The organism is Chitinophaga agrisoli (assembly GCF_008386695.1).
In the GTDB taxonomy this organism is placed as follows: domain Bacteria; phylum Bacteroidota; class Bacteroidia; order Chitinophagales; family Chitinophagaceae; genus Chitinophaga; species Chitinophaga agrisoli.
Genome location: NZ_VUOC01000004.1, coordinates 3,449,446 through 3,462,155, shown reverse-complemented (window position 1 = coordinate 3,462,155; position 12,710 = coordinate 3,449,446). Strand labels below are relative to the sequence as shown.

14 protein-coding genes are annotated in these 12,710 nt (G+C 49.9%); 3 read left to right on the top strand and 11 right to left on the bottom strand.

Annotation, left to right across the window (positions count from 1 at the left end; translation table 11 throughout):
- Positions 1 to 31: 31 nt before the first annotated feature.
- Positions 32 to 1,297: a D-arabinono-1,4-lactone oxidase gene (locus tag F0L74_RS32665; protein ID WP_149842062.1), complete on the bottom strand. Its 1,266-nt coding sequence runs from the start codon at positions 1,295 to 1,297 to the stop codon at positions 32 to 34.
- Positions 1,298 to 1,322: 25 nt separating this feature from the next.
- Positions 1,323 to 2,531, bottom strand: coding sequence for an acetyltransferase domain-containing protein (locus F0L74_RS32660; protein ID WP_246197908.1), 1,209 nt, complete (start codon positions 2,529 to 2,531; stop codon positions 1,323 to 1,325).
- A gap of 133 nt (positions 2,532 to 2,664) precedes the next feature.
- Between F0L74_RS32660 and F0L74_RS32655 the strand changes: the two genes are divergently transcribed.
- Complete coding sequence (locus F0L74_RS32655) at positions 2,665 to 3,015, top strand: DUF1801 domain-containing protein (protein WP_149842061.1); 351 nt, start codon at positions 2,665 to 2,667, stop codon at positions 3,013 to 3,015.
- Positions 3,016 to 3,021: 6 nt separating this feature from the next.
- Here F0L74_RS32655 and F0L74_RS32650 read toward each other — a convergent pair whose 3' ends face one another.
- A complete protein-coding gene (locus F0L74_RS32650) occupies positions 3,022 to 3,216 on the bottom strand; it encodes a hypothetical protein (RefSeq protein WP_149842060.1) in 195 nt (64 codons plus the stop codon).
- Between the two features lie 54 nt (positions 3,217 to 3,270).
- On the bottom strand, positions 3,271 to 4,080 hold the full coding sequence (locus F0L74_RS33480) for a glycine-rich domain-containing protein (protein ID WP_188316258.1): 810 nt from the start codon (positions 4,078 to 4,080) through the stop codon (positions 3,271 to 3,273).
- Between the two features lie 148 nt (positions 4,081 to 4,228).
- Here F0L74_RS33480 and F0L74_RS32640 point away from each other — a divergent pair, with 148 nt between their 5' ends.
- Both F0L74_RS32640 and F0L74_RS32635 read left to right on the top strand, forming a co-directional pair.
- Positions 4,229 to 4,699, top strand: coding sequence for an RNA polymerase sigma factor (locus tag F0L74_RS32640; protein WP_149842059.1), 471 nt, complete (start codon positions 4,229 to 4,231; stop codon positions 4,697 to 4,699).
- Positions 4,700 to 4,703: 4 nt separating this feature from the next.
- Positions 4,704 to 5,261, top strand: coding sequence for a hypothetical protein (locus F0L74_RS32635; RefSeq protein WP_149842058.1), 558 nt, complete (start codon positions 4,704 to 4,706; stop codon positions 5,259 to 5,261).
- A 6-nt stretch (positions 5,262 to 5,267) separates the two neighbouring features.
- Here the strand turns inward: F0L74_RS32635 and F0L74_RS32630 are convergent, their stop codons facing one another.
- The 7 genes from F0L74_RS32630 to F0L74_RS32600 form a co-directional block, all read right to left on the bottom strand.
- Entirely contained in the window at positions 5,268 to 5,633 is a 366-nt protein-coding gene (locus tag F0L74_RS32630) for a cupin domain-containing protein (protein ID WP_149842057.1), read from the bottom strand.
- A 14-nt stretch (positions 5,634 to 5,647) separates the two neighbouring features.
- On the bottom strand, positions 5,648 to 6,322 hold the full coding sequence (locus F0L74_RS32625; RefSeq protein ID WP_149842056.1) for a hypothetical protein: 675 nt from the start codon (positions 6,320 to 6,322) through the stop codon (positions 5,648 to 5,650).
- Between the two features lie 60 nt (positions 6,323 to 6,382).
- On the bottom strand, positions 6,383 to 7,195 hold the full coding sequence (locus F0L74_RS32620) for an AraC family transcriptional regulator (RefSeq protein ID WP_149842055.1): 813 nt from the start codon (positions 7,193 to 7,195) through the stop codon (positions 6,383 to 6,385).
- Between the two features lie 360 nt (positions 7,196 to 7,555).
- A complete protein-coding gene (locus tag F0L74_RS32615; RefSeq protein WP_149842054.1) occupies positions 7,556 to 8,506 on the bottom strand; it encodes a helix-turn-helix domain-containing protein in 951 nt (316 codons plus the stop codon).
- A gap of 115 nt (positions 8,507 to 8,621) precedes the next feature.
- On the bottom strand, positions 8,622 to 8,867 hold the full coding sequence (locus F0L74_RS32610; RefSeq protein WP_149842053.1) for a hypothetical protein: 246 nt from the start codon (positions 8,865 to 8,867) through the stop codon (positions 8,622 to 8,624).
- Positions 8,868 to 9,079: 212 nt separating this feature from the next.
- Positions 9,080 to 10,093 (bottom strand): helix-turn-helix domain-containing protein, encoded by a 1,014-nt coding sequence (locus F0L74_RS32605; protein WP_149842052.1) that lies wholly within the window; start codon positions 10,091 to 10,093, stop codon positions 9,080 to 9,082.
- Between the two features lie 147 nt (positions 10,094 to 10,240).
- Positions 10,241 to 12,085, bottom strand: a complete 1,845-nt coding sequence (locus F0L74_RS32600; protein WP_149842051.1) for an alkaline phosphatase — start codon at positions 12,083 to 12,085, stop codon at positions 10,241 to 10,243.
- Between the last annotated feature and the right edge of the window lie 625 nt (positions 12,086 to 12,710).

Sequence of the window (12,710 nt, the reverse complement as noted above, 5' to 3'; positions counted from 1 at the left end):
CATCTTTGCCTTGTAGTGTTGCAAGGGCCTTTCAGTATCTACCAAATATATACGTATCCATAAATGCATTCCTGAACTTACCCTGTGGATCATATTCCTGTAGCAGCTGCCGGAAATCCGGTAACCTTTCATACAGCCCGGCCAGTTTTGCGGGGGGCATGGTAAACAGCTTGCCCCAATGGGGCCTTGCCCGGAAAGGCGCCAGCCGCGCCTCTATCAGCGGCAATACCTGTTGTACGGCCGGCCAGTCCTGTTTCCAGGTAAAGTGGATGGCCATACAGTCCTGCTGATAACAGGGGCTCATCCAATATTGATCTGCAGCAATGGTACGTAGTTCTGAGATCAGCAGCAAGGGCGCAATCCGCTCCATTAATGGCGTGAGGGCCATTAATGCGGCATACCCATCCGCCAGTGGTACAAAATATTCTGATTGCAGCTCTTCGCCACTACTGGGGGTAAAATGCATACGGAAATGCGGGAGCCGCTCATGCCAGGGGCCTGCTATGCCCAGTTGCTCTGTACAGTGTTCCGCGGATAGTTCGCCTATGGGGTGCAGGTTGCGGGTAGCGGGTGTGGCGCTAAAGAAATTGTCAGGCGCGGTATAGACGCCGCCCAGCTGTTTAAGCCATACCTGGTTAAAACGTGGCGCCTGCCAGTCCGTGAACAGGCTTACACTGTAGGCGGCGGACAAAATATCCTGCAGATGATGTTCCAGCTGCTGGAATGGCAACTGTTCGTACAGGTATTGCTGTATAGTGAAGGCAGGCTGTATATTCAGGGTAAGCTGTGTGATCAGCCCCGCACCGCCCAGGGATACTACGGTACCCATAAAACGGTCTCCGTCCTTTTCTCTTGAGAGGGAGACCAGTTCCCCGGACGCCGTTACCAGCTGTAAGGCGGCTACGGCCGTAGCCAGGTTGCCATTCTTACTGCCAGAGCCGTGGGTAGCCGTAGCGCAAGCGCCCGCAATGGAGATATGTGGTAAAGAGGCCAGATTGTGCAGGGCCAGCCCGTGATCATGCAGGTATTGGCTTAGTTGCCCGTAATTCATGCCAGCGCCAACGGTTACCTGCATAGCGGCGGTATCCAGGATAATTTCTTGCTGCAGCTGTTGCAGGGATACCAGGTGCGCGTTACTGTCTGCTATGGCATTGAAACAATGACGGGTGCCCAGGGCCCGCAGCCCGGGCAACTCTCTGACCAGCTGTTGTACCGCGGTTACGGATGTTGGATAGTGTACCTGTTGGGTGCTATAGGTGTAATTCCCGGCCCAGTTTTTAAGCGCCTCTGCTTGCATGATCGATTCAAGGGTGTTTTATCCCTTAAATATAGCTCAACCATTGGTTTTCTTTATGCGCTCTTTTATAGGCATCGTATCTTTTGCATAAGGGGTACAAAGCCAGGATCACCAACACCCATAACAGATAAACGATACCCAGGTTAAAGCCGTAGCCCGCTAATGCCGGACTGGCGCTTACCCAATTGGTCAGGATCATATCAGACCAGGAGTGCCCGCATATGGCAGCGCCAATAAAAGCCATGAGGTGTATAAGCGGAATATGCAGCAGGTAAAAGAACATAGGCACCCGTCCAAAGATGGTGATCTTTTCCGTAAAGCCATTTAAGGGCTTTTCCGTAAAGGCCAGGAACAGGCAGGCGGGGCCCAGCGTCATTAAGGTATATAACAGGGAAGGCGGATACTTGGTGGTGTTCAGGAAAGACAGGAAGGTAAAGAAAGACGTACGTTGTACAGCCCAATGCGCCGGATCGCCGTAAATATTAATGGCCCGGATAACGATGAACAACGTAATAGCGCCAAACCCTAGGTATAATAATAGTTTTTTGCGGGTAGCGGCATCAAAGGATGGGGTGTATAACCGGCCAAAACAATAACCGGTAGCCATAATACCTATCCAGGGTATGATGGGATAGCCTACAAAGATGCCTCTGCTCCCCAGGGGAAAGAAACGCTGCTCATGCAGGAAAGCCCAGAAGATGGAGGGGCCGCCCTGGCCTGGCACGTGTACGGTATCCAGCAGGTTATGACCGGCTATCAGTATGAGGCCAATGGCCAGGATAGCGCCCCAGGGCAGATAGATGAGCGCAGATAAAAAGATCATGCTTACACCCAGTGACCAGATCACCTGTATCAGGAAAACAGGATATTGCGGGTTAAAGGTCCACAGCAATGTGATCACCGCATACTCCAGGAACACCAGCCAGAGCCCTCGTGTAAGCAGGAAAAAAGACAGCTCCTTTTTACTTTTACGCGTGCCCACCAGGTAAGCAGAGGTACCCGCGAGGAAAGTGAAAAGAGGCGCGCAAAAATGCGTGATCCAACGTGTGAAGAACAGGATACCGCTGGTTTGTGTAAGATCAGTAGGATCAAATACAAAAGCGCTGTTGTGGAAATAGTCACGCACATGGTCCAGCGCCATAATGATCATGATGGTTCCCCGTAACAGATCAATAGATTGAATACGTTTGGTTGTAATGGCTGCTTTAGGGAGCGCCATAGTTGCAGTGTACATATAGAAGGCGTTTAAAAAGACAATCTTAACGGAAAAGCTACCAGTTTTCTGTGGATATAGTGAAGTATAGAGTGCTTAAAGGTAGCAAATAAATAGGAATAATCGTAATATTGATCATCATCAGGCATTGCTTATGTTACGCCCCATAGACGAATACTTTTTACAGCAGCAGGAACCGGCAAAAAGCTGTTTACAGTATCTGAGGGAATACATCCTCCGGTTAGACCCCCATATTACAGAAGCCTGGAAATACAGGATGCCTTTTTACTGTTACAATGAAAAGATGTTTTGTTACCTGTGGGTGCATAAGCAGTACCATCAACCCTATATTGGCATTGTGGAAGGAAAGCGGATCCATCACCCTGATCTGCTCACGGAAAAAAGGGCCCGGATGAAAATATTGTTGCTGGATCCGGATAAAGACCTGCCTGTTAAAAAGATCGACACTATTTTTACCGCGGTGCTTGCGCTTTACCGGAAATAGACGCGCTCAGGATGCCTTGTCCTTAGTACTTCTGATGAGGCCGATGCCGGAAAAGAAGAAAATAGCTCCCAGGATGGCGTAGATCACAATGGTCTTAATGCTGCGGGTTCCTTCCCCGCCATTTACGAAGTTAACGGCTGCCAAAATCAGGCCCGTAGCGCCCAGCAGGGAAAAAATAATGCCTAAGATGCGTTTTTCCATAACATCGTTTATGGTGTGGGATACAAATAATGTGCCCGTTCAGGGAACGTGTGATCAGTGCCCACCACCGCCGCAACCACTACAGCCGCTGCTGCAACCGGAACAACCGCTGGCGGAACAGCCACTGCATCCGCTATGGCCGCCATGGCTATCCCCTCCGCAACCGCTACTGCAACCGCCGCTGGTACAACCGCTGCCGTCCCTGTTATCTTTATCCGGTCCTGATTTATCCCTGGCGGCGGCTATTACCACGCCAAGCATCAGGAACAATCCTGTGCTAAAGGCCAGGCGCTGGTAGTCTGCCGGCACTACATAGGGCTGAATGAATAATAGCGCTACTATGATCGTAAAGTACAACCCGTAACTCTTCTTCCCGGGTTTAGGGATCACCCAATGGGTACGTTTGTTTACGCGGGTAAAATCAATATCAGAGAAGCGCTGTTTGCCATTGGGCCAGATGTCCACGGGTGGTATTGTGCCAAACTTCTGCTGGTACAGGTCCAGTGTATACGCATAGTAATCCGTATACTTTTGGGCTTCCTGTTGGCCGCCTTTGGTAGGGTTGTGCTGCAGGGCCTTGCCCAGCGTATGCGTACATAGCTCCGTCCAGTAAGAATGGGTGTAGGTAAGGTGCAGGTGCCATGCCTGGTCTACCGCATCAGATGGCGTTACGCCCGTAGGGCTGATGGCGCAGAGGAACAGGAATTTCCGGTATTCTTCTATAACCGCCAGGGCATAGGTCTTGCTCCAGCCATTGTCCCGGGCCAGCCGGTCAGCGAATTGAAATGCAGTATCCGGATTATCAAAAGTGAAGGCTTCCAGCTTGTCCCACAGTGCTTTTTCAGTGGATGTTTTGTCTGTCATGTATAGGGAGGGTTATTGAACACATCCCGAAATTATGAGTATATTTTGGGATGTCAAAATCCACCGGGTTATGGTATTAAGAAATATTTAAGGCTGACTGTAAGTTTTAAGGCCCGTCTGCAACTAATCAATGCAAAGATAACAGCGAATGGATGAACAACCACTGCTGACCGCACTACAACAGCACCAGGATATGCTGCATAAGATCTGCCGTCTTTACCGGGATACCCTACAGGACCGGGAAGACCTTTTCCAGGAGATAATTTACCAGGTGTGGAAAGCCTATCCCTCTTTTGAAGGGCAGGCAAAGCTGAGTTCCTGGATCTACCGGGTGGCGCTGAATACCGCCCTGGCCACCTTCCGCAGGAAACAACCGCAGATCATATATCCTACTGCATTGCCTGAGCAGGCAGTAACAGAAGATGCAGCTGCATTGCAACAGGAACAACTGTTTGCCGCATTAAAACAATTGAATGACGGCGAAAAAGCGATCATTGCGCTGTACCTGGAAGATATGAGCTACCAGGAGATAGCCGCCATTACCGGTATAGATGAGAACTATGTGGGCGTAAAGCTGCACAGGATCAAAAACAAACTGAGAACAATCTTAAAACAATAATACAATGGAACAAGATCCGCTTAAATCCGCCTGGCAACAGGCCACCGGAGAGTCAGGTAATAAACAGGCCGGCGATCTGCGCGCCATGGCCGGCAAACGCAGTTACCCGGTATTAAAAGGCATCCGGCGTCAGCTTACGATAGAATGCCTGGGATATGCCGCTTTTCTGCTGGTATACTATGATTTTTTTGATGGGGACAAACGGCCGTTTTTCCTGAATGCATTATTGGTGGCGGCAGTGGCTTTTATGCTGCTTCATAATGCCGCGGGTTACTGGGTGATAAAAGACCCGCTGCAGGCAGGCAGTTTACAACAGTCATTGCAAACCTATCTGCAAAAGCTAAGGCAGTATGCGGCCGTATCAATCACTTCACGTTTGTTAGGCATTGCTGCGTTACTGATCTTTTTTATGGCAAGCATCCATTGGACAAGCACTAAGTATTGGATCCTGGCAGGCGGGCTGCTGGTCCTGGCTTTGCAGCTCTTGCTGCTATACCGGATCTGGGCCGGCAGGATAAAACAGCTGGGTGGTATTGTAGCGGAACTGGGCCGGCCGGAATAGGCGGCATCAGATCCACTCCAGGTTGGTGACGGTCTTTTCATCTATAACATTGCCCGTATGCAGGATCTCTTTTGGCTCCAGCAGCATGATCCATACTTCTTCTCCATTGGTATAGGGGCGGTGCTCAACGCCTTTGGGCACTATGATCAGCTGGCCTTCCGGTACGGTAACTGTTTTATCCCGGAACTCGATGTATAAGGTCCCTTTATAGACAATAAACAGTTCGTCTTCGTTGTCATGGCTATGCCACAGGAAATCGCCTTTTACTTTGGCCAGCTTTACATGCTGCCCGTTCAGTTCTCCAATGATCTTGGGCGTCCAGTATTCGGTGATCTTGTCGTACTTCTCCCGGATGTTGATATTTGTGATCATGCGTTAACGCTTTTTTATTGAGGAAAGAGACTCATGTTGGCGCGGTATACCAGCGTTTCGGAAGTAATGGACCGGATAGTGGTTCCTGCTTTGTACAAGGCTTCCTGTAACGCTTCGCTTTTACCGTAGTCCTCAAAGGTACTAAAACCCCACATTATCATCAGCTGGTTCAGGGAGCCGCCATCCGCCAGTTTGTAGACCAGAAAATGTTGCAAGGGTTGATAGCTGCGCTTAAACTGTTCCAGCACCTGTATGCCACTGTTGATATCCGTTACCTGCAGCGTGATCAAACGTATAAATTTAGATTGCAGGCTACGGCTGTCTCCTGTGCTCAGGGATTTTATAAGGACGGTTTTAAAAACAGTCTGTATCTCGCCAAAGGGATATACATGCAGCTGGTTATCCGCCCCATCCCCCGCAGGGTCTACCGGATGGTCAAAATCACTCCAGGCATGATCAAAACTAGCGTCTACAAACTGGCCCAGCCGGGGGCCGGAGCTGATAAACCAGCCGTACCAGCTCCAGGTATCGCCATGGGTTTTATGCCATAGCAAGTGTTGTTGATAGCCTTTTTCAAATGAAGCGGTAGTCCCGTCCTTAGGCCGCCAGATGGCAAATTGCGCAACGGATGATTGCGCCAGTACAGCATGGGTTAATAACAGGAATGGCAGGAAGGGAAGCAGTTTCATCTTTTAGGGCAAACTTACAGTGCAGGAGATTGCTGGAATTGTATAAAAATGAAGTAGTAGCTATAGTCCTGTAAAATATTCATTGATATAATGTACCTCGCTAAAATAGGCCCGGGGAGACTGGCAGGTAAACGCCTTAAACAACCGTATCAAATGTGACTGATCATAGAAGCTGGCCTCATAGGCACATTCCGTAAGGGTTTTAGACGGGTGCTGTTCCCGGTAGCGGATAAAATAGTTAAGCTTGATGATATTGCATAGGGTCTTGGGTGTTACGCCTGCAAACTGCTTAAACGAGTTGTCCAGGTGTTTAACAGATACGCCGGTAGCCCGGATCAGTTCATCAATCCGTACATCTCCTTTTTGTTGCAGAATGGTGGATACCGCTTTGTGTACATAGGAGAAGCCGCCTGTTAAACGCAGCGCCCGGATCTGTTGGTGCAATATCCGTTCAAAGCGGGTAAAGGTCTGTGCGGCATTTTCTGTAATGCAATGTTGCAGCAGGTCTGCGCCAGGTATATCACCCAGGGGTAACCATCCGCCGGTTAGCAGATGCGCAGGAAACTTAAATAACAGGGCCAGCGTATGCGGGTAAAACCGGATGCCATATAACACCGCGCCTGCATTCAGCTGCAGGGTATAACTCTGCAGGGTTTGTCCGGCAAAGAAGGCGGCAGGTTCATCGCCCCAGGCCTGCGTACCGGTTTTTCTCCTGGCGGCATGGGCATTTAGGTGGAAGATGATCTCATGATGGCCGTCCGGTATAATATCCTCTTCATAAGCGCCGGGTATTGCATCTGAAACCTGCAGGCGCCAGAATGATTTAATGAAGGGGGATAAACCCTCCGGTACATATGTCTGTACGGAGATCATACCCTAAAGATAATACTTTGATGGGTTACGGAAGTTGGCGCCGGTTATGATAAAGACACTTGATAAGTTACGGCATAGGGAAGCAATAAAGCCAGGGAGCCGGCTCCCGGGTGCGATACAGGTATTGTGGTGATTAGCATGATAAAGACCTGAGAGAATTGTTGGCCGCCGCCCTGGTGTTACCCGTGGCGACGGCTTAAACAATTGCGCTGGAAAAGCCGGCAAATTTCAGTATGCTGTTCCTCAGCCTGGTGACAGCTACTGGTCGCGTTTGCCGGAAGTTTAATGAGCTTGGCGGCGCGATGGAATGTAATTAAGACACTTTTAACGCGACTACCGGTCTACTCAGGTACTACAATTTTATAAGCCTTGTCCGGCTGCCCGGAGACGGAACTGTTTAAAGGATTTCAGGAAACCGGATTTATCGGCATAGCCAACTTCATCTGCAATATCCTCTATGCTCATGGCCGGGTTGCTGCGCATCCACACGGCTTTTTTCATACACTCTTCCCATACATATTCATGCAGCGTTTTTTCAAAGATGTCTTTGAAATACCGCTTCAGGGTGGATTGGCTCATGTTGTGCTTCCTGGCAAAATAGGATAACGTATGCTTTTGTATGCTGGGGTTTTGGCTAACCTCTTCCTGTATGCTGATCATTGTTGGCGTGTACGCGGTGCTGCGCAGATGTTTGAAATGTTCTGCCGCATTCAGCGATTTACGGTACAGGTTCAGCAGGGTGCTGATGTTGGTGCGTAACTCCATCAACAGGTTGGCGCCGGTTTCTTTGCAGGCGCGCATTTCCGCGATCACGTCCTGTACCCGGTAATCCATCTGCCGTAATGAAAGACAAGCGCCATGTTCACTGGCAGTATGCAGGCATACCAGCAGCTTTTTGATCTCATCGCGGCTTGCTGCCAGCTCTTCCAGCAGCGAAGCATCCAGCGCTATATACAGGCATTCATATTCTCCCGCATGCATACGGAAAGTATGTATACCAGCTGGCAGATAGAAACAGCTGTACTGGCCTGTTAGCAGCTCTATTTCCCCATGCCCGCTGATGGCGCCCGTGATAGGCCCCTGCAAGGTGAACTGCAGGACCACGGTACCGTGGGGGCAGTGCAGAAAACAATGTGCCGGACGCTCCGCAATAAAACGCTGGAGATAGATCTGATAATACCTGTTTAAAAAGCTTTGCGTAAGCAGGTAACCAAAATCATATTGCTGGTAACAGGCTGTGGCCCAATTGGCCACACACGGCGTTAGCGGCAAGGGTAGCTCTATAGGAGCGCCCTTAGGAAGGATGTCCATATGATAACAGTGCTTAGCCGGCCGCCGGAATGTTCCGGCAGCGCATGAAAAATTGCTGGCGGCAGCAAGGGCTGCTCATTAATTGATAGGAGGGTAATCTACAGGAACGTGCTATTTATTCCTCATTCTCTTTCCGTAGGATGGTCTGTTGTTGCTCGTATACCTGTTGCAGGGCGGCTATAAAAAGCTTACCTACTGCGTCCCGCAGGTATTGCTCTGTGGCGGCCTGTGTAACGGGGTCATATGTGTCTATGCCTGTGAGGATGTCCTGCATTTCAGGGGTAACCGGCCCACTGCCCAAAATGGCATGGGCATGCGTAGGATGCACCGGCACCGGAGACGTCGGGGATTTTTTGCGCATAGGTGATAGCATTAGTTTTTCCAACAAAAAATCAGAAGAGGACAAGGCCAGGGCGGGCAATTCCAGTAATCATATAGGTTAAAAGCCAGATTTTCTTTAACAGTATTTTGAGTTACTTCCTTTGCCTTTCGCAAATGTCAGCAAATCCATTTGGATCTGCTTGTAATATTACAGGCAGTATGCTTGTAATTTTTGCAGAATAACCGCTCTTTTCATGGCAAAGGCTTATCTGTGCTGTCTTTTTTTGCTTTCTGATAAGCAGTGGGCGTAATACCGGATTGTTTCTTGAATACATTACTAAAGTAGGCGGCATCTCCATATCCCACGGTATAGGCTATTTCCACGATAGGCATCTTTCCTTCTGTTAACAGGTACCTGGCCCGTTTCATACGTTGCTCCAGTATAAAAGATTTGATGGTTTGCAGGTGTACTTTCTTAAACTCTTTCTCGACTATCTGCACATGTAATCCCATTTTAGCGGCCAGCTGCGGCACTATCAATTGCTTTTCCAGGTTATCGGCAATATAATCTGCCAGCTGTTTCATCTCTTTTTCATACCTGGCCACTGTCTTGTTGCGTTGCTGGGACATTTGCTCCAGGGAGGCCAGGTATAACAGCATTAGATCATTGATGCGTGCCTGGTAATACAGGTTGCGGGTAGGGCCGGTGATCTGTGTGTGCCGCATCTTTTCCACCTGGTCCAGCGTTTGCAGGCTCAATGGGCAGGGCCCTACTTCATAGCCCTCCGGCAATGTATGCTCCAGCCGGCGGAGCACCTCCCGCAAGGGAGAGCCGTTGTGCGCAAAGCGGGATAGATAGGCGGGGGAAAGGCCTATCTGGAATGATTCGTAATAACCTTTGGAGAACATAGCTGTGTTACGTTTGCCGGCAGGCACATAAAAAAAGCGCCACTCCTTTTCCCGCAGCATCACATCGCCAAACCCCTGTAATATGCAGGGGATCCGGCCTTCGAGCATACAATGTAATATGCCTAACGGCTGCTGGGCTACCGGGTACAGGCGCACCTGGCGGGAAATAAAGAACTGGGCCAGCTGTACGGTCCAATCGCCGTTTACAACCCGTTGTAACAGGATGGCCCCAAAAGGGCCCTGCGTAAATTCAATATAGGTGGCGGCAGCTAAACGGTGCTGTTGATGGGACTTGGGAATTTCATTGCTCACAGTAATATAGGCCATCATTTTCCCGGACACATGGTATTGCATCATTAGTTGTGGTATGAAGAGTCATAAATTAACGACTCCCTGGCTAGGTTGTTACCCGTCTGATGCCTGTTGGCACAATTGCAAGATGAACATTAAGACTGAAATGTGGCCGCGGTGGATCTGGTTTTTATTGTCCATCCTAGCAGACCGTTAGTGGTCTGCTAAGATCTTCATGATCTTGTCAAATAATGCAGTATTCTCATATACGCCCCTGAAATCAAGGGAATGCGGGCCGTAAGCAAATACAGGCACCATTATCGATGTATGGTCATCTGTGCTGAAATGCCCGTTCACCTCGCCTTTGCGGATATCGCCTCCCAGCAGGCTAAGACCGCCGGTCTCATGGTCTGCCGTAACGATCACCAGCGTCTCGCCGTTGCTGTCCGCAAACTGCATAGCGGCGCCAATGGCGGCGTCAAAATCCAGCATTTCTGTAACGGCATAAGGCACGTTATTAGCATGGCCGCCTGCGTCTATCTGGGCGCCTTCTGCCATGATGAAGAAACCCTTTTTGTTCTGTTGCAGGGTTTGCATGGTCTTTTGTAAAGAGCGGGTCAGGAAGGCGCCACGTTCCTGTAACATGGGTACTACGGCGGCATCATCCAGCAGCAGCCATTTGCGGGATTGTATGGTATCCAGCGCGGCAAAGCTGCGGGCGATGGTGTATCCCTTCTGTTGAAGCTGGGAAGCGGGAGAAGGCCTGTTATTCACGGAGCGGTCAAAATGGGCAATGCCACCGCCTATCATAATGCTCACGGGGCTATTCAGGAAATCAGCGGCAATGGCGTCCTGCATGGAGCGCTCCGGCTGATGGCCGTAGAAAGCGGCGGGTGTGGCGTCTGTAATATCGCCGGCGCTTATCAGCGCGCTTTCCATACCATAACGTTGCACCAGGTCAGGGATGGCCGGGTGTTTTACGCCGGTGGCGTCTACACCAATATAGCGGTTATTGGTCTTTTGCCCGGTAGCCATAGCGGTAGCGCCGGCGGCAGAATCTGTGATATAGCTGTCTGAAGCGCTGTTCTTGGAAAAGCCAATGTTCAGCATCTGCAGCAGGTTCAGTTGTCCGCGGTTGGCAGTATAACCGGCATAGATCTGCGCCAGGCCCATGCCGTCGCCTATCAGCAGGATCACGTTCTTTACTTTGGACGGTTTATCGTTGTTGATATAACGCGCGTGGTATAAAGCATGTGTATCTGTTACAGCCCTGTACTCAGATGCCGGGCGGCTATCCAGGAAGGCAGCCAGTCCTTCTACGTTGTCCGTGCCTATATAGTCCACGCCCATATTAGCCAGGGTGATCCAGGTATTTACATTATCCGGAGAGGCCCAGAAACGGATCTTCTTATGCAGCTGGTGTACGCTGTCGATCAGCGCCTGTACCCGCTGCCGGTCTGCCTTCACCATTACGCCCTTGCCATTCCATTGGGTATAACCTTTAAGATCGTAGCTGCATAAAGGCACCCGCGCCAGCTGGGCAGCGGTATAGGAAAGATTCTGTTTGCCGTCAAACAATATATAGGCCGGGTATTCCGTCCACTGTGCCGGTACCGGCTGACTGCCGCTGATCACCAGCTGTACTTTGGGATTGGTAGTAATGTCCGGGTACTGCTGTAATTGCTGTACCAGGGTGCGCATGGTCTGTATGCTATCGGTCTTAAAATCTATCAGCAGCTGTAACGGGCGGCCGTTCTTAAACGGCTGGCCATTGTTTTTCCGGATCATGTCCCGTAAGGGCTGCAGGTATAACCTGGTCAGGGTACGGCTGCTGTCAATGGCTTTTTCGTTATGCGCTACATATAGCTGGCCATTGCGGGAAAACACATCCGCCTCAATAGAGCCAAAGTTCTTATAATAGGCCGTATAGAACGGGATGGGATGTTCGTAGTCATTATGCGCATGCGCATTGGCAGTGGTATACGTAACGGATTGTGCAAATGCGCCAGGCATGGCTCCAATCAACAACAGCAGGATGTTCCGGAAATGTATATGCATAAAAACGTTTATCTGGCCCCTAAAATACAATATGGGGATGAAGTACGCCAGTGGCTTGGCGCATCCGGGTATTAAAATTTCATTACCATCTGGTGATTGTAAGCTGCACCAGGTTGGTGATGGCAGCTTTGGGGCCATGGCTCCTTGCCCTGGTCCCACTCACCGGTTCCATGCACTCACCATGCCCATCCAGACCCAAGGGTGCGTCCTGTGTCAGCTGGTGATATTCAGCACAAAAATGGAGCAGCAGATGGAGTAACTATTTTTGTAAAATAACTTAACAATTTAGTCATATCAGCTGTTGTATTATAGTAGGAAGGAAAGTACAGCAAATGTAGCTATCGACAAGTGTTTAGTGTTACCCATTTCCTCAGGAGAATAACCACGTAATAGTGTTCCATTTGACTTTCAGGCGATGTAAAGCAATATTCAATTGATTACGGATGGTTTGTTCGGAAAACCCGGCGCGGGCGGCTATTTCGGCTACGGACAGGTTTTTCAATACGGGTGGAAGTAAAGTGCAGCAGGCATTTTACGAGGATCGTATTGATAAGCCGGAGTAGCGCCTATGCGGTGGCAGACGGACAACGTTCTTATACCAATGAATGAACATGGCCAGCGGGTA

What these genes read in the sequence shown, in the direction of transcription:
- F0L74_RS32665 (WP_149842062.1), bottom strand. Translation starts at nt 1,297, where the DNA reads ATGCAAGCAGAGGCGCTTAAAAACTGGGCCGGGAATTACACCTATAGC.
- F0L74_RS32660 (WP_246197908.1), bottom strand. Translation starts at nt 2,531, where the DNA reads ATGTACACTGCAACTATGGCGCTCCCTAAAGCAGCCATTACAACCAAA.
- F0L74_RS32655 (WP_149842061.1), top strand. Translation starts at nt 2,665, where the DNA reads ATGTTACGCCCCATAGACGAATACTTTTTACAGCAGCAGGAACCGGCA.
- F0L74_RS32650 (WP_149842060.1), bottom strand. Translation starts at nt 3,216, where the DNA reads ATGGAAAAACGCATCTTAGGCATTATTTTTTCCCTGCTGGGCGCTACG.
- F0L74_RS33480 (WP_188316258.1), bottom strand. Translation starts at nt 4,080, where the DNA reads ATGACAGACAAAACATCCACTGAAAAAGCACTGTGGGACAAGCTGGAA.
- F0L74_RS32640 (WP_149842059.1), top strand. Translation starts at nt 4,229, where the DNA reads ATGGATGAACAACCACTGCTGACCGCACTACAACAGCACCAGGATATG.
- F0L74_RS32635 (WP_149842058.1), top strand. Translation starts at nt 4,704, where the DNA reads ATGGAACAAGATCCGCTTAAATCCGCCTGGCAACAGGCCACCGGAGAG.
- F0L74_RS32630 (WP_149842057.1), bottom strand. Translation starts at nt 5,633, where the DNA reads ATGATCACAAATATCAACATCCGGGAGAAGTACGACAAGATCACCGAA.
- F0L74_RS32625 (WP_149842056.1), bottom strand. Translation starts at nt 6,322, where the DNA reads ATGAAACTGCTTCCCTTCCTGCCATTCCTGTTATTAACCCATGCTGTA.
- F0L74_RS32620 (WP_149842055.1), bottom strand. Translation starts at nt 7,195, where the DNA reads ATGATCTCCGTACAGACATATGTACCGGAGGGTTTATCCCCCTTCATT.
- F0L74_RS32615 (WP_149842054.1), bottom strand. Translation starts at nt 8,506, where the DNA reads ATGGACATCCTTCCTAAGGGCGCTCCTATAGAGCTACCCTTGCCGCTA.
- F0L74_RS32610 (WP_149842053.1), bottom strand. Translation starts at nt 8,867, where the DNA reads ATGCGCAAAAAATCCCCGACGTCTCCGGTGCCGGTGCATCCTACGCAT.
- F0L74_RS32605 (WP_149842052.1), bottom strand. Translation starts at nt 10,093, where the DNA reads ATGATGCAATACCATGTGTCCGGGAAAATGATGGCCTATATTACTGTG.
- F0L74_RS32600 (WP_149842051.1), bottom strand. Translation starts at nt 12,085, where the DNA reads ATGCATATACATTTCCGGAACATCCTGCTGTTGTTGATTGGAGCCATG.